Origin of the sequence: Aeromonas aquatica, assembly GCF_000764655.1 — a bacterium.
GTDB classification, from domain to species: domain Bacteria; phylum Pseudomonadota; class Gammaproteobacteria; order Enterobacterales; family Aeromonadaceae; genus Aeromonas; species Aeromonas aquatica.
The window spans coordinates 1-24,127 of record NZ_JRGL01000031.1 but is presented as its reverse complement, the minus strand read 5'-3'; the positions used below and the strand labels follow the sequence as shown (position 1 = coordinate 24,127).

Genomic DNA, 24,127 nt, shown 5'->3' with positions numbered 1-24,127 from the left:
TTGAGGCAGTTGAGGCAGTATCAGGATCCATTAAAAGAAAAGCCGGGACAAGCCCGGCTTTTTCTTTATCACTCAGCAGCTGCTTCAGCAGCGGCCGGGCGGTCTACCAGCTCAATATAAGCCATAGGGGCGTTGTCGCCTGCACGGAAACCGCATTTCAGAATGCGAGTATAACCGCCGGCGCGCTCCAGGTAGCGCGGGCCCAGTTCATTGAACAGCTTAGCCACGATCGCGTTGTCGCGAGTGCGGGCAAATGCCAGACGACGATTAGCAACGCTATCGGTCTTGGCAAGGGTGATCAGCGGTTCAACTACACGACGCAGCTCTTTTGCCTTAGGCAGAGTCGTCTTGATGATCTCATGACGAACCAGGGAGCTGGCCATGTTACGGAACATAGCCTGACGGTGGCTGCTGTTCCGGTTCAGTTGACGACCACTCAAACGATGGCGCATGACCTTATCCTTCTAACTAAATCTGTGAAACCCGTAATCTGGATTACTCGTCAGCGATGCTGGCGGGCGGCCAGTTCTCAAGGCGCATGCCAAGAGACAGACCACGGGAGGCCAACACATCCTTGATCTCAGTCAGGGACTTCTTACCGAGGTTAGGAGTTTTAAGCAACTCAACTTCGGTACGCTGTACCAGATCACCAATATAGTGGATTGCTTCTGCCTTCAGACAGTTCGCAGAACGAACTGTCAGCTCCAAATCATCGACAGGACGTAGCAGAATCGGATCAAACTCGGGTTTCTCTTCTTTCTTCTCAGGCACGCTGACATCGCGCAGATCCACGAAGGCTTCCAGTTGCTCGGCCAGAATAGTGGCAGAACGACGGATGGCTTCTTCTGGATCCAGAGTACCATTGGTCTCCATGTCGATAACAAGCTTGTCCAAGTCGGTGCGCTGTTCTACACGTGCCGCTTCAACATTGTAGGCAATGCGAACGATGGGGCTGAACGCGGAGTCCAGCAGCAGGCGACCAATAGGACGCTCTTCATCATCGTTGTGAACACGAGCAGAAGCAGGCACATAACCACGACCGCGCTGAACTTTCAGGCGCATGCTGATTTCAGCATTGGCACCAGTCAGGTGGCAGATTACGTGCTCCGGGTTTACGATCTCGACTTCATCACCGTGAGTGATATCACCAGCGGTAACGGGGCCTGTTCCAGACTTGGTCAGGGACAGAGTTACCTCGTCCTTGCCTTCCAGCTTCACAGCGATACCTTTCAGGTTAAGCAGGATTTCCAGTATGTCTTCCTGTACACCTTCTTTGCTGCTGTACTCGTGCAGTACTCCGTCGATCTCGACTTCAGTAACCGCACAACCGGGCATAGATGACAGCAAAATACGACGCAGGGCATTACCCAGCGTGTGACCAAAGCCACGTTCAAGCGGCTCGAGAGTCACTTTTGCGTGAGTCGGGCTAACTTGCTCGATGTCAACCAGCCGCGGTTTAAGAAAATCTGTTACAGAACCCAGCATTGTGTCCTCTCTTTAGAAGCTAGCTTTACTTGGAGTAAAGCTCGACGATCAGCTGTTCGTTAATGTCGGCAGACAGGTCGGAACGCTCTGGCAGGCGCTTGAAGGCACCTTCCATCTTAGCAGTGTCAACCTCTACCCAAGTCGGCTTCTCGCGCTGACCAGCAACTTCCAGGGAAGCTTTGATACGCGCTTGCTTCTTAGCCTTCTCACGAACGCAGATCACGTCCTCAGGGGATACCTGGAAAGAAGGAACATTCACAACGCGGCCGTTTACCATGATGGCCTTGTGGCTCACCAGCTGACGAGATTCAGCACGGGTAGCGCCGAAGCCCATACGGTAGACGACGTTGTCCAGACGACCTTCCAGCAGCTGCAACAGGTTCTCACCGGTGTTACCCTTTTGACGGGCAGCGTCGCGGTAGTAGTTGCGGAACTGTTTTTCCAATACGCCGTAGATACGACGTACTTTTTGTTTCTCGCGCAGTTGCACACCGTAGTCGGACAGACGCGCTTTACGCGCACCGTGTTGACCAGGAACGGTGTCAATCTTGCACTTAGAATCAATCGCACGAACACCAGACTTCAGGAAGAGGTCGGTGCCCTCACGACGGCTAAGCTTAAGCTTAGGACCGATATATCTTGCCATCTTCTTTCTCCAACAATCCTAGACCAAGTAGCTACAGCGTTATACGCGGCGCTTCTTGGGAGGACGACAACCGTTGTGCGGGATCGGAGTCACATCAGTAATATTAGTGATGCGGAAACCAGCCGCGTTCAGAGCGCGGATGGAAGACTCACGACCGGGACCCGGACCTTTAACCATGACTTCCAGGTTCTTCACGCCGTATTCTTTGGCGATCTCACCAGCACGCTCAGCAGCTACCTGGGCAGCAAACGGAGTGGACTTACGGGAACCACGGAAACCGGAACCACCAGAGGTAGCCCAAGACAGAGCATTGCCCTGACGGTCAGTAATGGTCACGATTGTGTTGTTGAAAGATGCATGAACGTGCGCAATACCGTCGCTCACTTGCTTTTTAACGCGCTTGCGAGCACGAGTCGGAGTTTTAGCCATTTTCTACCTTCCCGTTACTTCTTGATAGCCTTGCGCGGACCCTTACGGGTACGAGCGTTGGTCTTGGTACGTTGACCACGAACAGGCAGGCTACGACGGTGACGCAAACCACGGTAGCAACCCAGATCCATCAAGCGTTTGATGTTCATGGAAATCTGACGACGCAAGTCACCTTCAACGGTGAATTTACCTACTTGCTCGCGCAGACTTTCGATCTGAGCTTCGTCCAAGTCTTTAATTTTCACATTCTCAGCAATACCGGCTGCGGCACAGATGGCCTTGGAGCGGGTACGACCGACGCCATAAATCGCAGTCAACGCAATGACTGCATGCTTATGGTCAGGAATGTTAATGCCAGCGATACGGGCCACTGTTCACTCCTACGTAGCGTAGATAACGACCACCACAAAGCCCGTGAGCGGATACGTGGCGGTCAACCAATACACAACAAAAGTTGGCTGGCTATATTAGCCAGCACAACTATTTGTTGCAAGTACTAACCGTAAAAAATTAGCCTTGGCGCTGTTTATGCTTTGGCTCGCTGCAAATCACACGCACCACACCGTGACGCTTGATGATTTTGCAGTTACGGCAGATTGCCTTAACGGAAGCACGAACTTTCATTGCTTAACTCCGTAACTACGCCGACCTTTAGCGGCCGTAGCCCTTCAGGTTGGCCTTCCTCAGGACGTCGCCATATTGATGAGACATCATATGGGTTTGTACCTGAGCCATGAAGTCCATGATAACTACCACAATAATCAGCAGCGAAGTGCCACCGAAGTAGAACTGTACGTTCCAAGCAGTCATCAAGAACTGGGGTACCAGACAGATAAAGGTGATATAGAGCGCACCTGCCAATGTCAGGCGAGTCATAACCTTATCGATGTAACGTGCTGTCTGCTCGCCCGGGCGGATCCCCGGGATAAAGGCTCCACTCTTCTTCAGGTTATCTGCTGTCTCGCGAGGGTTGAACACCAGCGCGGTATAGAAGAAGCAGAAGAAGATAATGGCTGCTGCATAGAGCATCTCATACAAGGGTTGGCCCGGCTGCAGGACCATAGAGACCTGTTGCAGCACGTCGGCTACCTTGCCCTCGCCCTGACCAAACCAAGAGGTGATGGTCCCTGGGAAGAGGATGATGCTGGATGCGAAAATCGCAGGAATCACACCGGCCATATTTACTTTCAATGGCAGGTGTGTGCTTTGCGCGGCGAATACCTGGCGGCCTTGTTGACGCTTGGCGTAGTTAACGACGATACGACGCTGACCACGTTCCACGAACACCACAAAGTAAGTCACTGCGAAAACAATCAAGCCCAGCAACAACAACAGCAGGATGTGCAATTCCCCTTGACGTGCCTGTTCGGCCGTAGCGCCAATGGCATGAGGCAGACCGGCAACGATACCTGTGAAAATAATCAACGAGATACCATTACCAATCCCACGCTCGGTAATCTGCTCACCCAACCACATCAAGAACATGGTACCGGTGACCAGACTCACAACGGCTGTGAAATAGAAGCCCAAACCCGGATGACTCACGAGTCCTTGCATCATATTCGGCAGACCGGTTGCAATACCAATGGCCTGGAAAGTTCCCAAAACCAGCGTGCCCCAACGGGTATATTGGCTAATCTTGCGACGGCCGGATTCACCTTCTTTCTTGAGTTCAGCAAGAGCGGGGTGAACCACAGTCAGCAGCTGGATAATGATCGATGCCGAGATGTACGGCATGATCCCCAACGCAAGAATAGAAGCACGCGAGAGTGCACCACCACTGAACATGTTAAACATCTCAATGATGGTGCCCTTCTGTTGTTGGAACAACTCGGCCAGTACGGCGGCGTCAATACCAGGAATCGGCACATAAGAGCCTGCACGGAAAACGATAATCGCCCCGAGAACGAAGAGCAGACGGCTCTTCAGTTCACTCAGACCACCCTGTGCTTTAACATCCAATCCTGGTTTCTTAGCCATTGTACTGATTATTCCTCGATTTTACCGCCAGCGGCCTCGATGGCTGCGCGTGCACCTTTGGTGACGGACAGACCACGAACGGTCACAGCACGGTCAATGTTGCCAGACAGAACAACTTTAGCGAAAACGATGTTCTTGGTAACAACACCGGCTTGCTTCAGAGTGCTCAAATCGACCACATCACCTTCTACCAGGGCGATTTCGTTCAGGCGTACTTCGGCAGAAACCAAAGACTTGCGAGAGAAGAAACCGAACTTCGGCAGACGGATTTTCAAAGGCATCTGGCCGCCTTCGAAACCGTTGCGGACTTTGCCGCCACCGGAACGAGAGGTTTGGCCTTTAACACCACGACCACCAGTCTTGCCCAGACCAGAACCGATACCACGGCCCGGACGGTGCTTAGCAGACTTGGAACCTGGGGCCGGAGACAGAGTGTTCAGACGCATGCTTAGCCCTCCACCTTAACCATGTAATAAACCTGGTTGATCATACCGCGTACACAAGGAGTATCCTCCAGCTCAACGGTGTGACCAATGCGACGCAGACCCAGACCACGCAGAGTCGCCTTGTGCTTTGGCAGACGGCCGATAGAGCTGCGAGTTTGAGTTACTTTTACAGTGTTAGCCATGTCGCATTACCCCAGAATTTCTTCAACGCGCAGACCACGCTTGGCAGCGATCTGGGCCGGGGATTGACCCTGTACCAGAGCGTCTACAGTTGCGCGAACAACGTTGATTGGGTTGGTGGAACCGTAGGTCTTAGCCAGCACGTTGTGGATACCAGCAACTTCCAGTACGGCACGCATAGCGCCGCCTGCAATGATACCAGTACCTTGTGAGGCCGGCTTCATGAACACGGTGGAGCCAGAGTGAACACCGCGCACCGGGTGGTGCAGAGTGCCATTGTTCAGCTCAACTTTGTTCAGGTTACGCTTAGCCTGTTCCATTGCCTTTTGAATGGCAGCTGGAACTTCACGGGCTTTACCGTAACCGTAACCTACACGGCCGTTACCATCACCCACCACGGTCAACGCGGTGAAGGACATGATACGACCACCTTTAACAGTTTTCGAAACACGGTTGACTGCAATCAGCTTTTCTTGCAGTTCGCCGGCTTGAGATTCGACTTTAGCCATCTTCGACTCCTAGCTTAGAACTGAAGACCAGCGTCACGAGCAGCGGTAGCCAGAGCGGCTACACGACCGTGATACTTGAAACCGGAACGATCGAAAGATACGTTCTGAACGCCTTTGGCAATAGCTCGCTCAGCGATGGCTTTACCTACTGCGGTAGCTGCATCAGCATTACCGGTAGACTTGAGCGCTTCACTGATGGCTTTCTCTACTGTAGAAGCAGAGGCCAGAACTTCGGAACCGTTGGCTGCGATAACCTGCGCGTAGATGTGACGCGGGGTACGGTGAACAACCAGACGGGTGGCTCCCAGTTCCTGCATCTTCTTCCGAGCACGAGTAGCACGACGGAGACGAGCTGCTTTCTTGTCCATAGTGTTACCTTACTTCTTCTTAGCTTCTTTAGTACGCACTTGCTCGTTGGCATAGCGTACACCCTTGCCCTTGTAGGGCTCCGGAGCGCGGTAAGAACGGATGTCGGCGGCGACTTGGCCAACCAGCTGCTTGTCCACACCACGGAGAACGATCTCAGTAGCGGTCGGGCATTCAGCGGTGACACCAGCCGGCAGCGCATGCTCTACCGGGTGAGAGAAGCCCAGGGCCAGCGCGACAGCATTGCCCTTGATGGAGGCTTTGTAGCCTACACCAACCAGCTGCAGCTTACGCTCGAAGCCTTGGGTAACACCGATTACCATGTTGTTGACCAATGCACGGGCAGTACCGGCCTGAGCGTCAGCACCAGCGATGCCGTCGCGCGGGGCGAACTTCAGTACATTGTCTTCTTTGGTCACTTCTACACCGGCGTGGATGGAACTAACCAGAGAACCTTTACCACCTTTGATGGACAGTTCCTGACCGTTCAGAGTCACCTCTACGCCAGCAGGAATAGTGACGGGTGCCTTAGCAACGCGAGACATTTCCGACCTCCTAATTAAGCGACGTAGCAGATGATCTCACCACCCATGCTTGCCTTGCGGGCAGCACGGTCGGTCATCACACCTTTAGACGTGGACACGATAGCAACACCGAGACCGCCCATAACTTTCGGCAGATCAGTAGTGCGCTTGTAAATACGCAGGCCGGGACGGCTCACGCGTTGGATCAGTTCTACAACCGGCTTGCCCTGGAAATATTTCAGTTCAATTTCCAGCTCCGGCTTCACATCACCTGCTACGGAGTAGCCAGCGATGTAACCTTCTTCTTTCAGCACTTTGGCAATTGCCACTTTCAGCTTGGAAGAAGGCATGGAAACCGCAACTTTGCTCGCCGCCTGACCGTTACGGATGCGGGTCAGCATATCCGCGATCGGATCTTGCATGCTCATAGTCTAACTCCCGAGATTCTTACCAAGAGGCCTTTTTGAGGCCTGGAATTTCGCCCTTCATGGCATGCTCACGCACCTTGATGCGAGACAGACCAAACTTGCGCAGGAAACCGTGCGGACGACCAGTAATATTGCAACGGTTACGCTGGCGGGACGGACTGGAATCACGGGGCAGCTGTTGCAGTTGCAAGACAGCATCCCAACGCGCTTCTTCAGAAGCGTTCATATCAACGATGATAGCTTTCAGCTCGGTTCGCTTAGTGGCGAACTTGGCTACCAGCTTCGCACGCTTTGCTTCACGTGCTTTCATGGATGTTTTAGCCATAACCCTAACCTTACTTGCGGAATGGGAAGTTAAAGGCAGCCAGCAGAGCACGGCCTTCTTCGTCGGTATTCGCGGAAGTGGTGATGGTGATATCCAGACCACGGACGCGATCGACCTTGTCATAGTCGATTTCCGGGAAGATGATTTGCTCACGCACGCCCATGGAGTAGTTACCACGGCCATCGAACGCCTTAGCGTTCAGACCACGGAAGTCACGGATACGCGGTACGGAGATGCAAATCAGCCGTTCCAGGAACTCCCACATACGCTCGCCACGCAGGGTTACTTTACAACCTATCGGGTAGCCTTCACGAATCTTGAAGCCCGCAACAGATTTGCGTGCTTTGGTGATCAGCGGTTTCTGACCGGAAATGGCAGCCATATCGGCAGCAGCATTTTCCAGCAATTTCTTGTCAGAGATCGCCTCACCAACACCCATGTTCAGGGTGATTTTCTCGATCCGAGGGACTTGCATGATAGTCTTGTAACCGAACTGCTTGGACAGTTCATTTACTACATCGGATTTGTAGTAATCATGCAGTTTCGCCATCGTTAAACTCCAATTACTTCACAAGTTCGCCGGTGGATTTGAAGAAACGGACTTTCTTGCCGTCTTCAACCCGGAAACCAACGCGGTCAGCTTTGCCAGTGGCAGAGTTGAACAGCGCTACGTTAGATACATCAATGGGGGCTTCTTTGGTGACAATACCGCCAGCCTGACCCAATGCGGGTACCGGCTTCTGGTGTTTCTTCACCTGGTTGAGACCTTCCACGATAACCTTACCTTTTGCAATCAGGACTTGAGTGACTTTGCCACGCTTGCCCTTGTCTTTGCCGGTAAGAACAATCACTTCGTCTTCGCGACGGATTTTAGCTGCCATCGTTCGACTCCTTACAGTACTTCGGGTGCCAGGGACACAATCTTCATGAACTTCTCATTACGGAGTTCACGGGTCACCGGGCCAAAAATACGAGTACCGATTGGCTGTTGGTTGTTGTTAAGCAACACAGCCGCATTGTTGTCGAAACGGATGACAGAGCCGTCCGGACGACGAACGCCTTTACGGGTGCGTACGACCACCGCGTTATACACATCACCTTTCTTCACTTTACCGCGAGGAATAGCTTCCTTGATGGAAACCTTGATGATGTCGCCGATGCCGGCATAACGGCGGTGCGAACCACCCAGAACCTTAATACACATTACACTGCGAGCGCCGGAGTTGTCGGCAACACCCAGCATACTTTGCATCTGGATCATCTTAGTGCTCCGCTTTGTTTACTTCTTATCCCTTTGGGGGATCTGGCTGCCTTCAAAAGGCGCGAAACTATAACACAGCTATTTTCGAAAAGGTAGCCTAAAAAACAAACGGCCCCGATAAGGGGCCGTTTGGGCAAAAAAGAACCGATTAGGCCTTTTCTACGACAGCAACCAGGGTCCAGGACTTGGTCTTGGACAGCGGGCGGCATTCGCGGATTTCCACGAGGTCACCAGCTTTACACTCGTTGTTTTCGTCATGTACGTGCAGCTTGGTAGTACGCTTGATGATCTTACCGTAGATCGGGTGCTTTACCTTGCGCTCGATAGCGACGGTGATGGACTTGTCCATCTTGTCGCTAATCACACGACCTTGCAGAGTACGGATTTTATCAGTCATTACGCACCTGCCTTCTCTGTCAGTACAGTCTTGATACGTGCGACGTCACGACGCACTTGTTTCAGAGTGTGAGTCTGAGCCAGCTGACCGGTGGAAGCTTGCATGCGCATGTTGAATTGCTCACGCAGCAGACCCAGCAGTTCCTGGTTCAGTTCATCGACGCTCTTTTGACGCAGATCTTGGGCTTTCATCACATCACCGTCTTAATTACGAAAGTGGTCTGAACGGACAGCTTGGCAGCAGCCAGGGCGAAGGCTTCACGAGCCAAAGCCTCAGGAACACCATCCATCTCGTACAGAACCTTGCCAGGTTGGATCGGGCATACCCAGTATTCGACGTTACCCTTACCTTTACCCATACGAACTTCGAGGGGCTTTTCGGTAATCGGCTTGTCCGGGAACACACGGATCCAGATCTTACCCTGACGCTTAACGTGACGGGTCATGGCACGACGGGCTGCTTCGATTTGACGAGCAGTCAGTTGACCACGGGTAGTCGCCTTCAGGCCAAAGGTACCGAAGGATACTTCGTTACCAGAGTTGGCCAGACCGCGGTTACGACCCTTATGGGTCTTGCGGAATTTAGTACGCTTAGGTTGCAACATTTACCGAATCTCCTTACTTAGCAGCGCGGCGCTTGTTGTCACGCTTGGGCTTTGCAGGAGCTTGCTCTTGAGCAGCGGCAGCATTGACTGCAGCCAGACCGCCCAGAACTTCGCCCTTGAAGATCCAAACTTTGACGCCGATCACACCGTAAGTGGTGTGGGCTTCAGAAGTTGCGTAGTCGATGTCGGCACGCAGGGTGTGCAACGGCACACGACCTTCACGGTACCATTCGGTACGCGCGATTTCAGCGCCGCCCAGACGACCGGACACTTCCACTTTGATGCCCTTGGCACCCAGGCGCATGGCGTTCTGTACGGCGCGCTTCATAGCACGACGGAACATAACGCGACGTTCCAGCTGGGAAGTGATGCTGTCGGCAACGAGTTTGCCATCCAGCTCCGGCTTGCGGACTTCGGAAATGTTGATCTGAGCAGGCACGCCAGCAATGACGGCGACGGCTTTGCGCAGTTTCTCAACGTCTTCGCCTTTCTTGCCGATCACGACACCCGGACGAGCGGTGTGAATGGTCACACGGATGCTCTTGGCCGGACGCTCGATGGTGATCTTGGACAAGGAAGCGTTTTTCAGCTCCTTGGTCAGGAACTGGCGTACTTGGAAATCGCTGTACAGGTTGTCAGCGAAGTCTTTGGTGTTCGCGAACCAGGTAGAATTCCAAGGCTTGGTAATACCCAGGCGAATGCCATTAGGATGTACTTTCTGACCCATTGCTTATCTCCCAGCCTTAGCGTCGGATACCACTACAGTGATGTGAGCGGTACGCTTGAGGATACGATCCGCGCGACCTTTGGCACGCGGGCGGATGCGCTTCATGGAGGGACCTTCGTCTACCATGATGGTGGCAACACGCAGGGCGTCGATGTCGGCGCCTTCGTTGTGCTCAGCGTTTGCAATGGCAGATTCCAGCACCTTCTTCACCAGAACTGCAGCCTTTTTCGGGCTGAAGGTCAGGAGGTTCAGAGCCTTGTCTACGGACAGACCACGTACTTGATCGGCTACCAGACGAGCTTTCTGGGCAGAAGTACGGGCATAACGGTGTTTAGCGATAGCTTCCATCATTTATCCCTTAGCGCTTCTTAGCCTTCTTATCAGCAGCATGGCCGCGATAAGTACGAGTCGGTGCGAATTCACCCAGTTTGTGACCGATCATTTCTTCGGTAACGAAAACCGGAACGTGCTGACGACCATTATGGACAGCGATGGTCAAACCGATCATGTTCGGGATGATCATTGAACGACGGGACCAGGTCTTAACCGGCTTTTTATCCCCGCTTTCCACCGCTTTCTCTACCTTCTTCAGCAAGTGCAGGTCAATAAATGGACCCTTCTTGAGAGAACGTGGCATGGTGATTCCTCTATGTTAACAATTACTTGTTACGACGACGTACGATGTACTTGTCGGTACGCTTGTTCTTACGGGTCTTGAAGCCCTTAGCCTTCTGGCCCCATGGGGACACAGGCTGCATGCCCTTGTTACGACCCTCACCACCACCGTGCGGGTGATCAACCGGGTTCATCGCCATACCGCGAACGGTCGGACGAATACCACGCCAGCGGTTTGCACCGGCTTTACCCAGTTGACGCAGCATGTGCTCGGAGTTACCCACTTCACCGATGGTGGCGCGGCACTCGGCCAGAACTTTACGTACTTCGCCGGAACGCAGACGCAGAGTTACATAGTTACCATCACGTGCCAGGATCTGGATGAAAGTACCAGCGGAACGAGCCAGCTGGGCACCTTTACCAGGTTTCATCTCAACGGCGTGAACGGTAGAACCAACCGGGATGTTACGCATCGGCAGGGTGTTACCTACCTTGATCGCAGCATCAGCACCAGAAGCGATTGCATCACCAGCTTTCAGGCCTTTCGGCGCCAGGATGTAACGACGCTCACCGTCTGCATACAACACCAGAGCGATGTTAGCGGTACGGTTAGGATCGTATTCCAGACGCTCTACTTTGGCCGGAATGCCGTCTTTGTCGCGCTTGAAGTCGACCAGACGGTAGTGTTGCTTGTGACCACCACCGATATGACGGGTGGTGATACGGCCGTTGTTGTTACGACCACCGGACTTGCTTTTGCTGTCCAGCAGAGCGGCGAAGGGCTTACCCTTGTACAGCTCTTGGTTGACGATCTTAACGACGTGGCGGCGGCCCGGAGAAGTAGGCTTGCACTTAACGATTGCCATTTTTCAGAACTCCTCTTACTCGGCTGCGCCCATGAAGTCGATGTCCTGACCAGCTTTCAGGGTCACATAAGCCTTTTTCCAATCGGAACGACGGCCTACACGCGCACCTGAGCGCTTGGTTTTACCCTTCATGTTCAGGGTACGGACGGTCTCAACTTCGACCTCGAACAGTTTCGCAACTGCAGCTTTGACTTCCGCCTTGGTGGCATCAACAGCAATCTTGAACACGATAGTGTTCTGCTTTTCTGCGACCATGGTGCTCTTTTCAGAGATATGCGGAGCCTTCAGAACTTTCAACAAACGCTCTTCGCGGATCATGCCAGCATCTCCTCGATTTGCTTAACTGCGTCAGCAGTCATCAGAATCTTGTCGAAAGCGATCAGGCTGACCGGATCGATACCGGCAACGTCACGCACGTCAACTTTGTACAGGTTGCGAGCAGCCAGGAACAGGTTCTCATCGACTTCAGCAGTCACGATCAGAACGTCAGTCAGTTCCATCTCTTTCAGCTTGGCGATCAGTTCTTTAGTCTTCGGCGCTTCGATGCCGAATTTCTCAACAACGATCAGGCGCTCTTGACGTACCAGCTCGGACAGGATGCTACGGATAGCGCCGCGGTACATCTTCTTGTTTACTTTTTGGCTGTGATCTTGCGGCTTAGCAGCAAAGGTCACACCACCGGAACGCCAAATGGGCGAACGGATGGAGCCAGCACGGGCACGACCAGTACCCTTCTGACGCCACGGCTTTTTGCCGCCACCAGACACTTCAGAGCGAGTCAGCTGCGCACGAGTACCCTGACGGGCACCAGCGGCATATGCAACGACGACCTGGTGAACCAGAGCTTCGTTGAATTCGCGCCCGAAGGTAGTCTCGGAAACTTCAAGAGCGCTCTTGGCGTCTTTCATTACCAATTCCATTACTATCTCCTCAGACGTTACGCTTTGACGGCAGGTTTGACGATCACGTTGCCGTTGGTTGCACCCGGTACTGCACCTTTGATGAGCAGCAGGTTACGTTCAGCGTCAACACGAACCAGTTCCAGGTTCTGAGTCGTTACACGCTCAGCACCCATGTGACCAGCCATCTTTTTGCCCTTGAATACACGACCCGGAGTCTGGTTCTGACCGATAGAACCCGGAGCGCGGTGAGACAAGGAGTTACCGTGGGTCATATCCTGGGTACGGAAGTTGTGGCGCTTTACAGTGCCCGCAAAACCTTTACCCTTGGATGTGCCGGTAACGTCTACCATCTTAACGTCAGCGAGAAGATCTACTTTCAGCTCGCTACCAACAGTGAAAGTTTCACCGTTGTTCAAGCGGAATTCCCACAGACCGCGACCGGCTTCTACACCAGCTTTGGCGAAGTGGCCAGCTTCCGGCTTGGTTACACGGCTGGCTTTTTTGGCGCCAGTGGTAACCTGAATAGCGTTGTAGCCGTCGGTTTCTACAGATTTGACCTGAGTTACACGGTTAGCTTCAACTTCGATAACAGTCACCGGGATAGAAACGCCATCTTCAGTGAAGATGCGAGTCATACCCACTTTGCGACCTACAAGACCGATTGTCATTGTTATCAACCTCTTTCCGTAATTAACCCAGGCTGATCTGGACGTCTACACCAGCTGCCAGATCCAGACGCATCAGAGCGTCAACGGTCTTGTCAGTCGGTTCAACGATGTCTACCAGACGCTTGTGAGTGCGGATCTCGTACTGATCACGCGCATCTTTGTTGACGTGCGGGGAGATCAGGACGGTGAAGCGCTCTTTGCGAGTCGGCAGCGGGATAGGACCGCGAACCTGCGCGCCGGTGCGCTTTGCAGTTTCAACGATTTCCGCTGTGGATTGATCAATCAGGCGATGATCAAAAGCCTTCAGGCGAATACGGATTCTTTGGTTCTGCATTGACAGAGCTCCAATAGATAAAAGAACATAAATCAACACCGCCCGACCGAGAATATTCCCGCCAGAGGTGCGATTTTTCACGTTTCCTCCCATATCGGGAGGACTGTAAGGCTGGCGACTCGTAAACGGGAAGCTCAGCAAGCAGACATATCGTCTGGCTACCTCATGGGTAAGCGGAGGGGATTATACGGATTTTTTCAATTCGCGCAAGAGAGGGCGGACAGATTGTGCGCAATGGTGTGGGACGGATGGATCTCGCAGCCGCCGACCGGATTGTCCCCCATGCGGTGGTGACGACAAGGCCCCGAGCGGGCTGCTAGACTGCGCCCTTGCCTCTGTCAGCGGAACGACCCCAGATGATCAAAGATCAGAAGAAAGCCTATCAATATGGACTCTGCGCCGTCGCCCTCTGGTCGACGGTGGCCACCGCCTTCAAGATCTCCCTCACCTACTTCGAGCCGGTGCAGCTACTGCTCGTGGCGGCTTTCACCTCGACCCTGACGTTGGGGCTCATCGTCGCCAGGCAGGGCAAGCTTCCCCTGCTGCTGAGCTACATCAAGGCGCGCCCCTACTACTATCTGGCGCTGGGCGTATTGAACCCCTTCCTCTATTACCTGCTGCTGTTCAAGGCCTATGATCTGCTGCCTGCCCAGCAGGCGCAGACCCTCAACTACACTTGGGCCATCACCCTCAGCCTGCTGGCCGTGCCCTTCCTCGGCCAGAAGCTGCGCCGCCGCGATGGTGTTGCCATCGTACTGGGTTACTTCGGCGCCCTGGTCATCGCCACCAAGGGAGATGTGTTCGGTCTACACTTCGACAGCCCGCTCGGGGTCACCCTGGCGCTGGTCTCTACCTTCATCTGGGCCAGCTACTGGATCCTCAACACCCGTAATCAGGGGGATCTCATCGTCAGTCTGCTGCTGGGCTTCATCATCAGCCTGCCCTTCATCGTCGTGGCGACCTGGCTGCTCGCCGACTTCCACATGACCGCCTGGCAAGGCTGGGCCGGCGCCATCTATGTGGGGCTGTTCGAGATGGGCTTTGGCTTCGTGCTCTGGCTGATGGCCCTGCGCCACGCCACCAACACGGCTCCCATCAGCAACCTCATCTTCATCTCGCCCTTTGCCTCCCTGGTGCTGCTCAACCTGCTGATCGGCGAAGCCATACATCCGGCCACCCCCATAGGGCTGGCGCTGATCGTGGCCGCCCTGCTCATTCAGCAACTCAAATACGGCAAACGCTACCGCAAGAAGGCCGAACCACAGGCCTGATAACACAGAGGGCGCATCCATCGATGCGCCCTCTGTTCAATCCACCCACTCCAGTGGTTGGTGCTTGGGTAGCCGGATCTCCACCAGCAGCCCTCCCAGCTCGGAACGGCCCAGCCGTATGGTGCCGTGGTGCTGGGACACTATCTTGGCAACGATGGCCAGCCCCAGCCCGCTGCCCCCCCCGGTGCGCGCCACATTGCCCTGAGTAAAGGGTTTGAGCACCCGGGTGTAGTCCTGTTCCGGGATGCCGGGCCCGTTGTCCGACAGCCTCAGCCGCACCCAGTGACCGTCGTCCTTGAGCTCCGCCTGCAGCCGGGTTGCCCCGTAGCGCAGGGAGTTGCCCGACAGATTGTTGAGGATGCGCCGCAGGCTGATGGGGTTGCAGGCGACCCGCACCGCCTGCTCCGGCAACAGCAGCTCCACCTCCAGACCCTGATCGGTCTGCATCAGCAAGGCATCGTGGATCAGCTGGGTCAGATCGATCTGCTGGGTATCCAGCCCTTCGTCCGGCCGGATATAGTCGATGAACTGATCGATGATGCCGTTGGACTCGTCGATATCGGCATTGATGCTTTCCTTGAGGTATTCATCCCCGGACGACATCATCTCGGTCGCCAGGCGGATGCGGGTCAGCGGTGTACGCAGATCGTGGGAGACCCCGGCCATCATCATGTTGCGCTCCTCGATCAGCCGCTTGATGGAGCTCGACATGTGGTTGAAAGTGCGCGTCAGCCGGCGCACCTCCCGGGAGCCCTGCTCCCCCAGCGCATCGGGGAAGTTGCCACGGGCCACCGCCACGGCCCCCGCCTCCAGATCCTCCAGCGGGCGCACCAGCTGGCGCGCGAAGCGCCAGGCGGCAAACAGGGTCACCACCAGCAACACACTCATGTAGAGGATCAACGGCTCAATGTCGTCGTCCTCGATCTCGGTCAAGGGGATCCGCACCCACATCTTCTTGGCCTGGGGCGGCTGGATCCAGATGATGTAGTGATCCTGGATCTCGACCCTGACCTTGGCCTTCCCCTTCAACTCGCGGCTGATGCTTTCTTCCAGGTAGGTGTAAGGCTTGGACTCCTTGAGACCATGCTGCTCCGCCTCGGCCTGGGTATAGATGTCACTGCCGGTCGCCACATAGACCAGCGCCTCGGCATCTTCACTGAGCGCCAGTTGCTTGCTGTCGATGGGGAAGATCAGCTTGACCTGATTGGCCAGCAGGTGGCTTATCTGCTTGACGGTGGGCGCCAGCAGGTAGTTATAGAAAGTGGCATAGGAGACAAACTGATAGACCACCAGCACGGCGGCCAGAAACCAGAGCATGCGGGAGAACATGCTGCTCACTTTCTTCATTCGCCGTCACCGTCCGGCACGAAGACATAACCGAGACCCCAGACGGTCTGCAGGTAACGGGGCTGGGCCGGGTCCTGCTCCAGCAGCCGGCGCAAGCGGGAGACCTGCACATCGATGCTGCGCTCGGTGGCGGTGTATTCGCGCCCCCGAGCCAGATTCATCAGCTTGTCGCGGGAGAGCGGCTCACGGGGATGGCTCACCAGCACCTTGAGCACGGCGAACTCGCCGCTGGTCAGGGCCACCGGCTCGCCATCACGACTGAGTTCCCGGGTCGCCAGATTGAGCTGATAGGCGCCAAAGCTCACCATCTTCTCGGCGACGGAGGGCGCGCCGGGCAGCTCGACGGTATGACGACGCAGCACGGCACGGATCCGGGCCAACAGTTCGCGGGGGTTGAACGGCTTGGGCAGATAGTCGTCGGCTCCCATCTCGAGCCCGACGATGCGATCCACCTCATCCCCCTTCGCGGTGAGCATCAGCACCGGGATCAGGTTGCCCGCCTCGCGCAGGCGACGACAGATGGAGAGGCCATCCTCCCCCGGCAGCATCAGATCCAGCACCATCAGGCTGAAATTCTCGCGAGTCAGCAGGCGATCGGCCTGCTCCCCGTTGGCAACGCCCCGTACCATGAAACCCTGCTCGGTAAGGTAACGCTCCAGCAGGGAACGTAATTTCAGGTCATCGTCGACCACCAGGACCTTGTATTGCTGACTCATGCTTGCCACTCCTCTTTCTCTGTCCCCAATACTAGGGCGCCCCCCTGCAACGGCAAAGCATAAATATGTTACCGGTTATTACCCCCAGCCGGTCAACCGCGGGCCATGGATCCTGCCAGCCACCGGGCAAGGAGCCGCCAGTGCCACGGAGGTGTCCGACCGTCAGGTGGCGGGTTCAAGGTCTGCTGACACAGCGACGCGGCTTGTGTCGGGGCATCGACAGACTCTACTATCCCTTGCAGTACAACCTAACCCGCCAAGCTGGCGCCAGGGATTGATAACCCCATGAAAACCAAACTCATTACTCGTGAAGGCTACAACAGGCTGCGGCAGGAACACGACACCCTGTGGCGAGAGGAGCGGCCGGAGGTCACCAAGAAGGTGGCCTGGGCGGCCAGCCTCGGGGATCGCAGCGAGAACGCCGACTACCAGTACAACAAGAAGCGGTTGCGGGAGATAGACCGGCGGGTGCGCTACCTGCGCAAGTGCCTGGAGGAGCTGACCATCGTCGATTATGCCCCGTCTCAGGAGGGCAAGGTGTTCTTCGGCGCCTGGGTCGAGGTGGAGAGCGAAGAGGGAGAGACCAAGCGCTTTCGCATCGTCGGCTATGACGAGATCTTCGGCCGCAAGGATTACATCTCTATCGACTCCCCCATGGCACGGGCGCTGCTCAAGAAAGAAGTCGGTGACGAGGCCATAGTGCGCACCCCAGTGGGTGACGCCTGCTGGTATGTGAACGAGATAACCTATCCCAGGTGATCCCGGCAGGGGCACCTTACGACCATCCCCTGCCGCTGAGCCCATCACGGGTTCCCCTGGCCGGGGTGGCATCCCCTGCCCCGACCCCATATAGTGCTCACACTCGGCGCCTCAAGGCGCAAACCGGCCACAGCGACGCTAGATGCAGCGACGCTAGATGCAGCAAAGAGGCCGCTGAATCCCAGCCATGGCAATTCGACGCCACGGCAGGCCAGTTGGACAGACCCGACCACAGAGACTCCCGATGCACAGCCATGTCATAGAGAAGCAGATCGCCACCGAGCTCAACGCTCGCCCAGAACAGGTTCAGGCCGCCGTACGCCTGCTGGATGAGGGCTCGACCGTGCCCTTCATCGCCCGTTACCGCAAGGAGGTGACCGGTGGCCTGGACGACAGCCAGCTACGTACCCTAGAGAGCCGCCTAGGCTACTTGCGTGAGCTGGCCGATCGCCGCCAGGTGATCATTCGCTCCATCGAGGAGCAGGGCAAGCTCACCCCAGAGCTCGCCCGCGAGTTGCGCGAGGCCGACAGCAAGACCCGGCTCGAAGATCTCTACCTGCCCTACAAGCCCAAACGCCGCACCAAGGGGCAGATGGCCATCGAGGCCGGGCTCGAGCCGCTGGCCGAGATGCTGCTCCGCGATCCCATGAAGGATCCGGAGCAGGAGGCGCTGGCCTTTCTCAATGCAGAGCAGGGCATCACCGAGCCCAAGGCCGCCCTCGACGGCGCCCGCTACATCCTGATGGAGCGCTTCGCCGAGCAGGCCGACCTGCTGGAGAAGCTGCGGGACTACCTGTGGCACAACGCCACCCTGCGTGCCCGGGTAGTGGCGGGAAAGGAGCAGGAAGGGGCCAAGTTCAAGGACTACTTCGAGCACGACGAGCCCCTGCACAAGGCCCCCTCCCACCGGGTGCTCGCCATGCTGCGCGGCCGCAACGAGGGCGTGCTCAACCTGGCGCTGGTCACCGGCGACGACGAGAGTGCCAGCCCCTGCGAGGGGATCATCGCCCATCACCTCAAGCTCAATCTGCAGAGCCGCCCGGCCGACAAGTGGCTGCAAGGGGTGGTGAGCTGGACCTGGAAGATCAAGCTGTCGCTGCAGATGGAGACCGAGCTGATCGGCCGCATCCGCGAGTCGGCAGAGGACGAGGCGATCAAGGTGTTCGCCATGAACCTCAAGGATCTGCTGATGGCGGCGCCGGCTGGCATGCGTTGCACCATGGGGCTGGATCCGGGCATCCGCACCGGGGTCAAGGTGGCGGTGGTCGATGCCACCGGCAAGCTGGTCGATCACGCCACCATCTATCCGTTCGAACCCAAGCGTCAGGTCGATCAGAGCCTCAAGACCCTGAGCGAGCTTTGCCAGAAGCACAGAGTCGAACTCATCAGCATCGGCAATGGCACCGCCTCCCGGGAGACCGACCGGCTGGTGAGCGATCTGTTCGAGCGCTACCCCGCCGCCAAGGCCCAGAAAATCGTGGTGAGCGAGGCGGGGGCCTCCGTCTACTCCGCCTCCGAACTCGCCTCCCAGGAGTTCCCGGATCTCGACGTCTCCATTCGCGGCGCCGTCTCCATTGCCCGCCGGCTGCAGGATCCCCTGGCCGAGCTGGTCAAGATCGATCCCAAGAGCATAGGTGTGGGTCAATATCAGCACGACGTGGGCCAGAGCCAGCTGGCCCGCCGACTGGACGCCGTGGTCGAGGATTGCGTGAACGCGGTCGGGGTGGATGTGAACACCGCCTCGGTCGCCCTGCTGAACCGGGTCTCCGGCCTCTCCCAGACCCTGGCCCAGAATATCGTCGCCTATAGAGATGACAACGGCGCCTTCCACAATCGTCAGCAACTGCTGAAGGTGAGCCGGCTCGGTCCCAAGGCGTTCGAGCAGTGCGCCGGCTTCCTGCGCATCCGCGGTGGCAGCAACCCGCTGGACGGTTCGGCGGTGCACCCGGAATCCTACCCTGTGGTGGAGCGGATCCTGGCGCGGCTCCAGCAACAGGTGGAGAGCCTGCTCGGCAACGGCAGCCTGCTCAAGAGCCTCAAGCCTGCCGACTACACCGACGAGCGGTTCGGGGTACCCACGGTCACCGACATCATCGGCGAGCTGGACAAGCCGGGGCGGGATCCGCGCCCCGAGTTCAAGACCGCCACCTTCAAGGACGGGGTGGAGAAGATAAGCGACCTGGTGCCCGAGATGGTACTGGAAGGGGTGGTCACCAACGTCACCAACTTCGGTGCCTTCGTCGACATCGGTGTTCATCAGGACGGGCTGGTGCACATCTCCTCCCTGACCGACCGCTTCGTCAAGGATCCCCGCGAGGTAGTGAAGGCCGGCGACATAGTCAGGGTCAAGGTGCTGGAGGTGGATGCACCGCGCAAGCGTATCAGCCTCACCATGCGCCTCGACGAGAAGCCGGGGCAGCCAGCCCGCAAGCCGGCCGAGCCGCGTCAACCAGCGGCGGGCAACACCAGGCCCAAGAGTGCGTCTGGCAGCAAGCCAGCCCCAGCCAACCCCCTGGGGGGCGCCATGGGCAACGCCTTCGCCGCCGCCCTCTCCAAGACCAGGAAGTAAGCCGCCTGAAAATACAAAAAGCCCCGCAAGGGGCTTTTTGTTAGGAGGCTGGCGCCGGTTATCGCAGTACGGCGGATGTGGAGTCCGCCCGCTCAGATATCCAGGCTGAAGCTCTGGCGGGGGGCAGGCCTGGCCGCCTGCTGATAGTGGTGGGCGATGACCTGATTGCGTTTGTCCATATAGATGCCGAGCGGACTGTTCGACTGTCCCTCTGACCCTGCCGCCATCAGCTCCTTGCGGGCCTGCGCCTCCTTGACAGTGGCGCTGCGGGCCACGCTCAAGCCCTGGGAAGAAGGCTCGACCGGCGCCAGCGCCGCGGCGCGCACCTGTTGCATCTTGGCGAGGGTCGCCGCCGGATCCCCATGAACGGCCGCGATATCGATGGCCACCTCGCCGCCACTGGCGTAGCGCTTGCCGTCCGGCCCATCGGCATACTCATAGGCCGGGCTGCCCGCATGTTCCCCACCCGCCGCCTGATGGGCCTGCTCGTGCTTGCGCACCTCGAGATCCCGCTCGACCAGCACCTCGACCTGGCGCTGCTGTTTCTGTTGCTCCTGCTGGCCGGACTCCTGCTGCCTGCGCTTGCCCTCTTCATCCGTGGCCTCGACAAAACGCTGTGGCAGCGTCGCCTGGCCGGTGGACGAGCCCTCCCGGCTCGGTTGGGAATTCTGGTTGGCCTGGGCCGCTTTGGATTTGTCTTTCTGGGAGGCGACGCCGGACTCGGCACCGGAGGCCTCGCTCTGGCGCAGCTGGGGGACGAGCTCGGCACGGCGATTGCAGTGTGCGCCGCTTCCGTCTGCGGTTGCAGCTGATTGGGAATGTGGGGTGGCAGGCTGACGTTGATGTACATCTCACGCCCGGATGTCGATCAGGGTACCCATCAATACCGTCTGCGAGCGCAGCTGATTGGGTATGTGGGGTAGCAGGCTGACGTTGATGTTCATCTCACACCCGGATGTCGATCAGGGTACCCATCAATGCCGTCTGCGGGTACAGCTGATTGGGTATATGGGGTAGCAGGCTGACGTTGATGTACATCTCACACCCTGATGTCGATCAGGGTACCCATCAATGCCGTCTGCGGGTACAGCTGATTGGGTATATGGGGTAGCAGGCTGACGTTGATGTACATCTCACACCCTGATGTCGATCAGGGTACCCATCATGTCGCTGGCGGTCTGGATCACCTTGGCGGAGGCGCCGGCCTGCAGCTCGGCCACCTTGAGGTTGACCAGCTCCTCGGGCAGTTCCACCCGCTCACCGGCCGGGGTATTGAGGCGAGCTATCTGGCCCGATGCCCGATCGGCCAACTGCTCCGCCCGCTGGAATCCCTGTACGCCCGTGGTCATGGCAGAATCGATACGCATCGGCTCACTCCTTTCATGGTTGACTGATTATCCACCACCTAGAGGCGTTATTGAAGCCTGCCGCTCACTTTTCAGCCGATAAACTCCCGTACCATGGCGATGAACTGGGCCGGATGGGAGATGAAGGGGGCGTGAGAGGCCTTGTCCAGCACCCGACTCTGGCTATGGGGATAGCGTTCGTCCAGCAGCGGAATGGCCGCCTTGGGCACCAGGGAATCCAGCCTGCCATAGATCCGCAGCCAGGGCAGGCTGAGCGCCGTCAGCTCGTCGCGCTGATCGACGTCGGCCAGCAGGCCGAGGCCCGCCTCCAGGGCGGCAAGCTGGGGCGCTGGTCGCTCCGCCAGCCAGTGGCGCAACTGACGGATGTCGTCCCGGGCGTGTTCGCTGCCCATGGCCTGGATCGCCAGGAAACGCTCTATGGTCTGCTTGAAATCACCGGCCAGCATCTGGTTGAAACCGGCGAGCACCTTGGGGGCGATACCGGGCCATTCGTCCCGCGCCATGAAACAGGGGGAACTCGCCACCGTGATCAGGCTCTGGCAACGCTCGGGATGAGTCAACGCCAGCTGGCTCGCCACCAGGCCGCCGAGGGACCAGCCGAGCAGATGGCATCTTTCCGGCAAGACGGCTGTGATCTGCTCCGCCAGCCAGGGCAGGCCGTATTCGACACCGCTCGCCAAGGGGCTGTTGCCAAACCCCGGCAGATCGACCAGGTGCAGCCGATAATGGGCTGCCAGCTCGGGGACGATGCCGTGCCAGACAGCCCCGTTCATGCCCCAACCATGCAACAACACCAGGTCCTGGCCCTGGCCAAACCGCTCAACCGATACGCTCATCTAGACTCAAGATCCTGTTTATCTGCTTGGAGTCTGCATGTTAAAGCGGCTGCTCGCCAAAGCAAGTCCGATCCTCGGCAACCGGGCCGACTGGCTGGGCCTCTGTCTGCTCTGTCGCCAGCCTTGCGACACCCAGCCGCTGCTGTGCAGCTGGTGCCGGCACGCCCTGCAGCAACCCTGTCTCAGGTGCCGGCTGTGTGCGGCGCCGCTGCCGGAACATATAAAGGCAGCGGAGCAGGTCTGCGGCCGCTGCCAGCGCAGGCCGCCGCCCTGGGAGCGGCTGCAGGTGATAGGCGACTATCAGCTCCCCTACTCCCTGCTCATTCCCCGGCTGAAATACTCGGGTCAGATCCTTTTGGCACCACTGCTTGCCCGCCTGCTGGTCGATCATCTGGATACCGACGATCCGCCCGAGGCCATCATCCCAGTTCCCTTGCATTGGTGGCGACAGTGGTGGCGCGGCTTCAATCAGGCGGAAGAGATTGGACTGGCCCTTGGCGCGATCACCGGTATTCCCTGCGACACCCGGCTGTTGCGCAGGATCAGGGCGACCCCTCGGCAGACCAGCCTGAGTGCGGGGCAACGCAGACGCAACCTGCGCGGCGCCTTTCAGATCCGGCCCCACAGCTATCGCCATGTCGCCCTGCTCGACGACGTGGTCACCACGGGCGCCACCGCCGGCCAGCTCAGCCGTTTACTCCACAAAAGTGGCATTGAGAAGGTGGAAGTGTGGGCACTTTGCCGCACGCAGAGGCACATCAAATAGCTGGGACGGTATGGAGAGGAGGAAAAAGCGGTCTGGCGTCTTGTCATGAGCTTGTTGCGCTCAGGGTCACATAGGGTAGCCATCGACACGCTACCCAAGCCAGGCCAAGCGAGTTATCATGAATACCCTAGTCGTACACTCAGGTTTATGAGGATAGTGATGATCAGCATTTCCGACACCGCCCAGGCCCACTTCCGCAAGTTGCTGGAGAAGCAGCCTGATGGCACCAACATCCGGGTGTTTGTGGTCAATCCGGGAACCCAGAATGCCGAGTGCGGCGTATCCTATTGCCCACCCGACGCGGTCGATCCGGAAGATCAACACCTGCCCTTCAGCGGCTTCGACTGCCTGGTCGATCCCCTGAGCGCCCCTTACCTGGTCGATGCCACCATCGACTTCGTCACCGATCAGATGGGCTCCCAGCTCACCCTGAAGGCACCGAACGCCAAGATGCGCAAGGTCGCCGACGATGCCCCCCTGGCCGATCGCATCGAATACGTGCTGATGTCCGAGGTGAACCCCATGCTGGCCGGTCACGGTGGCAAGGTGACCTTGATTGACATCACCGACGACAAGCTGGCGATTTTGCAGTTCGGTGGTGGTTGCAACGGCTGTTCACAGGTGGATTACACCCTGAAAGAGGGGATCGAGAAGCAGCTGCTGGAGAAATTCCCGGGCGAGCTCAACGGCGTGAAAGATGCCACCGAGCACCAGCGTGGCGATCACTCCTACTATTGATGCCGCGGCAGTGACTCCCTCCGCGAGGCGGTCACCGACCTGATGAGCTGTCTAGTCCTGAAATAG

Annotated in this window: 37 protein-coding genes and 1 pseudogene; 5 read left to right on the top strand and 33 right to left on the bottom strand. The window is 57.3% G+C overall.

Going from position 1 to position 24,127, the window contains the following annotated elements; all coding sequences use genetic code 11:
• Window positions 1-68: 68 nt before the first annotated feature.
• The 28 genes from rplQ to rpsJ form a co-directional block, all read right to left on the bottom strand.
• Entirely contained in the window at window positions 69-452 is a 384-nt protein-coding gene (rplQ, locus tag LG30_RS0107110) for a 50S ribosomal protein L17 (protein WP_005307999.1), read from the bottom strand.
• Between the two features lie 43 nt (window positions 453-495).
• A complete protein-coding gene (locus tag LG30_RS0107105; protein ID WP_005307997.1) occupies window positions 496-1,485 on the bottom strand; it encodes a DNA-directed RNA polymerase subunit alpha in 990 nt (329 codons plus the stop codon).
• Between the two features lie 25 nt (window positions 1,486-1,510).
• Window positions 1,511-2,131 (bottom strand): 30S ribosomal protein S4, encoded by a 621-nt coding sequence (gene rpsD / locus LG30_RS0107100; RefSeq protein WP_033130015.1) that lies wholly within the window; start codon window positions 2,129-2,131, stop codon window positions 1,511-1,513.
• A 39-nt stretch (window positions 2,132-2,170) separates the two neighbouring features.
• Window positions 2,171-2,560 carry a 30S ribosomal protein S11 gene (rpsK, locus tag LG30_RS0107095; RefSeq protein WP_005319702.1) on the bottom strand — a complete coding sequence of 130 codons (390 nt, stop codon included), beginning with the start codon at window positions 2,558-2,560 and terminating at the stop codon, window positions 2,171-2,173.
• A 14-nt stretch (window positions 2,561-2,574) separates the two neighbouring features.
• On the bottom strand, window positions 2,575-2,931 hold the full coding sequence (gene rpsM / locus LG30_RS0107090; protein WP_005307991.1) for a 30S ribosomal protein S13: 357 nt from the start codon (window positions 2,929-2,931) through the stop codon (window positions 2,575-2,577).
• A gap of 139 nt (window positions 2,932-3,070) precedes the next feature.
• Entirely contained in the window at window positions 3,071-3,184 is a 114-nt protein-coding gene (gene rpmJ / locus LG30_RS21415; RefSeq protein ID WP_005319705.1) for a 50S ribosomal protein L36, read from the bottom strand.
• 27 nt (window positions 3,185-3,211) lie between these two features.
• The gene (secY, locus tag LG30_RS0107085) at window positions 3,212-4,540 is read right to left on the bottom strand and encodes a preprotein translocase subunit SecY (protein WP_033130014.1); all 1,329 of its coding nucleotides are present in this window, start codon (window positions 4,538-4,540) and stop codon (window positions 3,212-3,214) included.
• 8 nt (window positions 4,541-4,548) lie between these two features.
• On the bottom strand, window positions 4,549-4,986 hold the full coding sequence (gene rplO, locus LG30_RS0107080; protein WP_033130013.1) for a 50S ribosomal protein L15: 438 nt from the start codon (window positions 4,984-4,986) through the stop codon (window positions 4,549-4,551).
• Window positions 4,987-4,988: 2 nt separating this feature from the next.
• Window positions 4,989-5,168 carry a 50S ribosomal protein L30 gene (gene rpmD / locus LG30_RS21410; RefSeq protein WP_005307985.1) on the bottom strand — a complete coding sequence of 60 codons (180 nt, stop codon included), beginning with the start codon at window positions 5,166-5,168 and terminating at the stop codon, window positions 4,989-4,991.
• A 6-nt stretch (window positions 5,169-5,174) separates the two neighbouring features.
• A complete protein-coding gene (gene rpsE / locus LG30_RS0107075; RefSeq protein WP_011704318.1) occupies window positions 5,175-5,675 on the bottom strand; it encodes a 30S ribosomal protein S5 in 501 nt (166 codons plus the stop codon).
• A gap of 14 nt (window positions 5,676-5,689) precedes the next feature.
• The gene (gene rplR / locus LG30_RS0107070; protein WP_033130012.1) at window positions 5,690-6,043 is read right to left on the bottom strand and encodes a 50S ribosomal protein L18; all 354 of its coding nucleotides are present in this window, start codon (window positions 6,041-6,043) and stop codon (window positions 5,690-5,692) included.
• A 9-nt stretch (window positions 6,044-6,052) separates the two neighbouring features.
• Window positions 6,053-6,586 carry a 50S ribosomal protein L6 gene (gene rplF / locus LG30_RS0107065; protein WP_033130011.1) on the bottom strand — a complete coding sequence of 178 codons (534 nt, stop codon included), beginning with the start codon at window positions 6,584-6,586 and terminating at the stop codon, window positions 6,053-6,055.
• Between the two features lie 14 nt (window positions 6,587-6,600).
• On the bottom strand, window positions 6,601-6,993 hold the full coding sequence (gene rpsH, locus LG30_RS0107060) for a 30S ribosomal protein S8 (RefSeq protein ID WP_005307980.1): 393 nt from the start codon (window positions 6,991-6,993) through the stop codon (window positions 6,601-6,603).
• A gap of 19 nt (window positions 6,994-7,012) precedes the next feature.
• Window positions 7,013-7,318 carry a 30S ribosomal protein S14 gene (gene rpsN / locus LG30_RS0107055; RefSeq protein WP_005319722.1) on the bottom strand — a complete coding sequence of 102 codons (306 nt, stop codon included), beginning with the start codon at window positions 7,316-7,318 and terminating at the stop codon, window positions 7,013-7,015.
• A 10-nt stretch (window positions 7,319-7,328) separates the two neighbouring features.
• Window positions 7,329-7,868, bottom strand: a complete 540-nt coding sequence (rplE, locus tag LG30_RS0107050) for a 50S ribosomal protein L5 (RefSeq protein ID WP_005331162.1) — start codon at window positions 7,866-7,868, stop codon at window positions 7,329-7,331.
• A 13-nt stretch (window positions 7,869-7,881) separates the two neighbouring features.
• The gene (gene rplX, locus LG30_RS0107045; protein WP_033130010.1) at window positions 7,882-8,199 is read right to left on the bottom strand and encodes a 50S ribosomal protein L24; all 318 of its coding nucleotides are present in this window, start codon (window positions 8,197-8,199) and stop codon (window positions 7,882-7,884) included.
• An 11-nt stretch (window positions 8,200-8,210) separates the two neighbouring features.
• Complete coding sequence (rplN, locus tag LG30_RS0107040) at window positions 8,211-8,579, bottom strand: 50S ribosomal protein L14 (protein WP_005307975.1); 369 nt, start codon at window positions 8,577-8,579, stop codon at window positions 8,211-8,213.
• Between the two features lie 148 nt (window positions 8,580-8,727).
• Window positions 8,728-8,976 carry a 30S ribosomal protein S17 gene (gene rpsQ / locus LG30_RS0107035; RefSeq protein ID WP_005307966.1) on the bottom strand — a complete coding sequence of 83 codons (249 nt, stop codon included), beginning with the start codon at window positions 8,974-8,976 and terminating at the stop codon, window positions 8,728-8,730.
• Complete coding sequence (rpmC, locus tag LG30_RS0107030) at window positions 8,976-9,167, bottom strand: 50S ribosomal protein L29 (protein ID WP_005319733.1); 192 nt, start codon at window positions 9,165-9,167, stop codon at window positions 8,976-8,978. Before rpmC ends, rpsQ begins: the two co-directional genes overlap by 1 nt.
• Window positions 9,167-9,580, bottom strand: coding sequence for a 50S ribosomal protein L16 (gene rplP / locus LG30_RS0107025; RefSeq protein WP_033130009.1), 414 nt, complete (start codon window positions 9,578-9,580; stop codon window positions 9,167-9,169). Before rplP ends, rpmC begins: the two co-directional genes overlap by 1 nt.
• A gap of 13 nt (window positions 9,581-9,593) precedes the next feature.
• A complete protein-coding gene (gene rpsC / locus LG30_RS0107020; RefSeq protein ID WP_033130008.1) occupies window positions 9,594-10,307 on the bottom strand; it encodes a 30S ribosomal protein S3 in 714 nt (237 codons plus the stop codon).
• 3 nt (window positions 10,308-10,310) lie between these two features.
• Complete coding sequence (gene rplV, locus LG30_RS0107015; RefSeq protein WP_033130007.1) at window positions 10,311-10,655, bottom strand: 50S ribosomal protein L22; 345 nt, start codon at window positions 10,653-10,655, stop codon at window positions 10,311-10,313.
• Between the two features lie 10 nt (window positions 10,656-10,665).
• Window positions 10,666-10,944, bottom strand: a complete 279-nt coding sequence (rpsS, locus tag LG30_RS0107010; protein WP_005307960.1) for a 30S ribosomal protein S19 — start codon at window positions 10,942-10,944, stop codon at window positions 10,666-10,668.
• Window positions 10,945-10,966: 22 nt separating this feature from the next.
• Window positions 10,967-11,788 carry a 50S ribosomal protein L2 gene (rplB, locus tag LG30_RS0107005; protein ID WP_033130006.1) on the bottom strand — a complete coding sequence of 274 codons (822 nt, stop codon included), beginning with the start codon at window positions 11,786-11,788 and terminating at the stop codon, window positions 10,967-10,969.
• Between the two features lie 15 nt (window positions 11,789-11,803).
• Window positions 11,804-12,106, bottom strand: a complete 303-nt coding sequence (gene rplW / locus LG30_RS0107000) for a 50S ribosomal protein L23 (protein WP_005319747.1) — start codon at window positions 12,104-12,106, stop codon at window positions 11,804-11,806.
• Window positions 12,103-12,708, bottom strand: a complete 606-nt coding sequence (gene rplD / locus LG30_RS0106995; protein WP_025325386.1) for a 50S ribosomal protein L4 — start codon at window positions 12,706-12,708, stop codon at window positions 12,103-12,105. The genes rplW and rplD overlap by 4 nt, the downstream gene beginning before the upstream one ends.
• A gap of 17 nt (window positions 12,709-12,725) precedes the next feature.
• Complete coding sequence (gene rplC, locus LG30_RS0106990) at window positions 12,726-13,358, bottom strand: 50S ribosomal protein L3 (protein WP_005319753.1); 633 nt, start codon at window positions 13,356-13,358, stop codon at window positions 12,726-12,728.
• A 22-nt stretch (window positions 13,359-13,380) separates the two neighbouring features.
• Window positions 13,381-13,692 (bottom strand): 30S ribosomal protein S10, encoded by a 312-nt coding sequence (gene rpsJ / locus LG30_RS0106985; protein ID WP_005307944.1) that lies wholly within the window; start codon window positions 13,690-13,692, stop codon window positions 13,381-13,383.
• Window positions 13,693-14,048: 356 nt separating this feature from the next.
• Between rpsJ and LG30_RS0106980 the strand changes: the two genes are divergently transcribed.
• Window positions 14,049-14,963, top strand: a complete 915-nt coding sequence (locus LG30_RS0106980; RefSeq protein WP_033130005.1) for a DMT family transporter — start codon at window positions 14,049-14,051, stop codon at window positions 14,961-14,963.
• 36 nt (window positions 14,964-14,999) lie between these two features.
• Here LG30_RS0106980 and envZ read toward each other — a convergent pair whose 3' ends face one another.
• Window positions 15,000-16,310: a two-component system sensor histidine kinase EnvZ gene (gene envZ / locus LG30_RS0106975; protein ID WP_033130004.1), complete on the bottom strand. Its 1,311-nt coding sequence runs from the start codon at window positions 16,308-16,310 to the stop codon at window positions 15,000-15,002.
• Entirely contained in the window at window positions 16,307-17,026 is a 720-nt protein-coding gene (gene ompR / locus LG30_RS0106970; RefSeq protein ID WP_033130003.1) for an osmolarity response regulator transcription factor OmpR, read from the bottom strand. Before ompR ends, envZ begins: the two co-directional genes overlap by 4 nt.
• 285 nt (window positions 17,027-17,311) lie before the next feature.
• Here ompR and greB point away from each other — a divergent pair, with 285 nt between their 5' ends.
• Together greB and LG30_RS0106960 are read left to right on the top strand one after the other, a co-directional pair.
• Window positions 17,312-17,785 (top strand): transcription elongation factor GreB, encoded by a 474-nt coding sequence (greB, locus tag LG30_RS0106965; RefSeq protein WP_033130002.1) that lies wholly within the window; start codon window positions 17,312-17,314, stop codon window positions 17,783-17,785.
• Window positions 17,786-18,029: 244 nt separating this feature from the next.
• Window positions 18,030-20,354 carry a Tex family protein gene (locus LG30_RS0106960; protein ID WP_033130001.1) on the top strand — a complete coding sequence of 775 codons (2,325 nt, stop codon included), beginning with the start codon at window positions 18,030-18,032 and terminating at the stop codon, window positions 20,352-20,354.
• Between the two features lie 92 nt (window positions 20,355-20,446).
• Here LG30_RS0106960 and LG30_RS20940 read toward each other — a convergent pair.
• From LG30_RS20940 to bioH, 3 genes and pseudogenes are all read right to left on the bottom strand, one after another.
• Window positions 20,447-21,204, bottom strand: a pseudogene (locus tag LG30_RS20940) (putative metalloprotease CJM1_0395 family protein).
• A gap of 283 nt (window positions 21,205-21,487) precedes the next feature.
• A complete protein-coding gene (locus LG30_RS0106950; protein WP_033130000.1) occupies window positions 21,488-21,721 on the bottom strand; it encodes a hypothetical protein in 234 nt (77 codons plus the stop codon).
• Between the two features lie 71 nt (window positions 21,722-21,792).
• On the bottom strand, window positions 21,793-22,557 hold the full coding sequence (bioH, locus tag LG30_RS0106945; RefSeq protein WP_033129999.1) for a pimeloyl-ACP methyl ester esterase BioH: 765 nt from the start codon (window positions 22,555-22,557) through the stop codon (window positions 21,793-21,795).
• Window positions 22,558-22,594: 37 nt separating this feature from the next.
• Here bioH and LG30_RS0106940 point away from each other — a divergent pair, with 37 nt between their 5' ends.
• On the top strand, window positions 22,595-23,323 hold the full coding sequence (locus LG30_RS0106940) for a ComF family protein (RefSeq protein WP_033129998.1): 729 nt from the start codon (window positions 22,595-22,597) through the stop codon (window positions 23,321-23,323).
• Window positions 23,324-23,482: 159 nt separating this feature from the next.
• Window positions 23,483-24,061, top strand: coding sequence for a Fe-S biogenesis protein NfuA (gene nfuA / locus LG30_RS0106935; RefSeq protein ID WP_033129997.1), 579 nt, complete (start codon window positions 23,483-23,485; stop codon window positions 24,059-24,061).
• Window positions 24,062-24,127: the final 66 nt, after the last annotated feature.

Excerpts from the sequence above, each read along its gene's own strand:
- rplQ (WP_005307999.1), bottom strand. The coding sequence starts at position 452 with ATGCGCCATCGTTTGAGTGGTCGTCAACTGAACCGGAACAGCAGCCAC.
- LG30_RS0107105 (WP_005307997.1), bottom strand. The coding sequence starts at position 1,485 with ATGCTGGGTTCTGTAACAGATTTTCTTAAACCGCGGCTGGTTGACATC.
- rpsD (WP_033130015.1), bottom strand. The coding sequence starts at position 2,131 with ATGGCAAGATATATCGGTCCTAAGCTTAAGCTTAGCCGTCGTGAGGGC.
- rpsK (WP_005319702.1), bottom strand. The coding sequence starts at position 2,560 with ATGGCTAAAACTCCGACTCGTGCTCGCAAGCGCGTTAAAAAGCAAGTG.
- rpmJ (WP_005319705.1), bottom strand. The coding sequence starts at position 3,184 with ATGAAAGTTCGTGCTTCCGTTAAGGCAATCTGCCGTAACTGCAAAATC.
- secY (WP_033130014.1), bottom strand. The coding sequence starts at position 4,540 with ATGGCTAAGAAACCAGGATTGGATGTTAAAGCACAGGGTGGTCTGAGT.
- rplO (WP_033130013.1), bottom strand. The coding sequence starts at position 4,986 with ATGCGTCTGAACACTCTGTCTCCGGCCCCAGGTTCCAAGTCTGCTAAG.
- rpmD (WP_005307985.1), bottom strand. The coding sequence starts at position 5,168 with ATGGCTAACACTGTAAAAGTAACTCAAACTCGCAGCTCTATCGGCCGT.
- rpsE (WP_011704318.1), bottom strand. The coding sequence starts at position 5,675 with ATGGCTAAAGTCGAATCTCAAGCCGGCGAACTGCAAGAAAAGCTGATT.
- rplR (WP_033130012.1), bottom strand. The coding sequence starts at position 6,043 with ATGGACAAGAAAGCAGCTCGTCTCCGTCGTGCTACTCGTGCTCGGAAG.
- rplF (WP_033130011.1), bottom strand. The coding sequence starts at position 6,586 with ATGTCTCGCGTTGCTAAGGCACCCGTCACTATTCCTGCTGGCGTAGAG.
- rpsH (WP_005307980.1), bottom strand. The coding sequence starts at position 6,993 with ATGAGCATGCAAGATCCGATCGCGGATATGCTGACCCGCATCCGTAAC.
- rpsN (WP_005319722.1), bottom strand. The coding sequence starts at position 7,318 with ATGGCTAAAACATCCATGAAAGCACGTGAAGCAAAGCGTGCGAAGCTG.
- rplE (WP_005331162.1), bottom strand. The coding sequence starts at position 7,868 with ATGGCGAAACTGCATGATTACTACAAATCCGATGTAGTAAATGAACTG.
- rplX (WP_033130010.1), bottom strand. The coding sequence starts at position 8,199 with ATGGCAGCTAAAATCCGTCGCGAAGACGAAGTGATTGTTCTTACCGGC.
- rplN (WP_005307975.1), bottom strand. The coding sequence starts at position 8,579 with ATGATCCAGATGCAAAGTATGCTGGGTGTTGCCGACAACTCCGGCGCT.
- rpsQ (WP_005307966.1), bottom strand. The coding sequence starts at position 8,976 with ATGACTGATAAAATCCGTACTCTGCAAGGTCGTGTGATTAGCGACAAG.
- rpmC (WP_005319733.1), bottom strand. The coding sequence starts at position 9,167 with ATGAAAGCCCAAGATCTGCGTCAAAAGAGCGTCGATGAACTGAACCAG.
- rplP (WP_033130009.1), bottom strand. The coding sequence starts at position 9,580 with ATGTTGCAACCTAAGCGTACTAAATTCCGCAAGACCCATAAGGGTCGT.
- rpsC (WP_033130008.1), bottom strand. The coding sequence starts at position 10,307 with ATGGGTCAGAAAGTACATCCTAATGGCATTCGCCTGGGTATTACCAAG.
- rplV (WP_033130007.1), bottom strand. The coding sequence starts at position 10,655 with ATGGAAGCTATCGCTAAACACCGTTATGCCCGTACTTCTGCCCAGAAA.
- rpsS (WP_005307960.1), bottom strand. The coding sequence starts at position 10,944 with ATGCCACGTTCTCTCAAGAAGGGTCCATTTATTGACCTGCACTTGCTG.
- rplB (WP_033130006.1), bottom strand. The coding sequence starts at position 11,788 with ATGGCAATCGTTAAGTGCAAGCCTACTTCTCCGGGCCGCCGCCACGTC.
- rplW (WP_005319747.1), bottom strand. The coding sequence starts at position 12,106 with ATGATCCGCGAAGAGCGTTTGTTGAAAGTTCTGAAGGCTCCGCATATC.
- rplD (WP_025325386.1), bottom strand. The coding sequence starts at position 12,708 with ATGGAATTGGTAATGAAAGACGCCAAGAGCGCTCTTGAAGTTTCCGAG.
- rplC (WP_005319753.1), bottom strand. The coding sequence starts at position 13,358 with ATGACAATCGGTCTTGTAGGTCGCAAAGTGGGTATGACTCGCATCTTC.
- rpsJ (WP_005307944.1), bottom strand. The coding sequence starts at position 13,692 with ATGCAGAACCAAAGAATCCGTATTCGCCTGAAGGCTTTTGATCATCGC.
- LG30_RS0106980 (WP_033130005.1), top strand. The coding sequence starts at position 14,049 with ATGATCAAAGATCAGAAGAAAGCCTATCAATATGGACTCTGCGCCGTC.
- envZ (WP_033130004.1), bottom strand. The coding sequence starts at position 16,310 with ATGAAGAAAGTGAGCAGCATGTTCTCCCGCATGCTCTGGTTTCTGGCC.
- ompR (WP_033130003.1), bottom strand. The coding sequence starts at position 17,026 with ATGAGTCAGCAATACAAGGTCCTGGTGGTCGACGATGACCTGAAATTA.
- greB (WP_033130002.1), top strand. The coding sequence starts at position 17,312 with ATGAAAACCAAACTCATTACTCGTGAAGGCTACAACAGGCTGCGGCAG.
- LG30_RS0106960 (WP_033130001.1), top strand. The coding sequence starts at position 18,030 with ATGCACAGCCATGTCATAGAGAAGCAGATCGCCACCGAGCTCAACGCT.
- LG30_RS0106950 (WP_033130000.1), bottom strand. The coding sequence starts at position 21,721 with ATGCGTATCGATTCTGCCATGACCACGGGCGTACAGGGATTCCAGCGG.
- bioH (WP_033129999.1), bottom strand. The coding sequence starts at position 22,557 with ATGAGCGTATCGGTTGAGCGGTTTGGCCAGGGCCAGGACCTGGTGTTG.
- LG30_RS0106940 (WP_033129998.1), top strand. The coding sequence starts at position 22,595 with ATGTTAAAGCGGCTGCTCGCCAAAGCAAGTCCGATCCTCGGCAACCGG.
- nfuA (WP_033129997.1), top strand. The coding sequence starts at position 23,483 with ATGATCAGCATTTCCGACACCGCCCAGGCCCACTTCCGCAAGTTGCTG.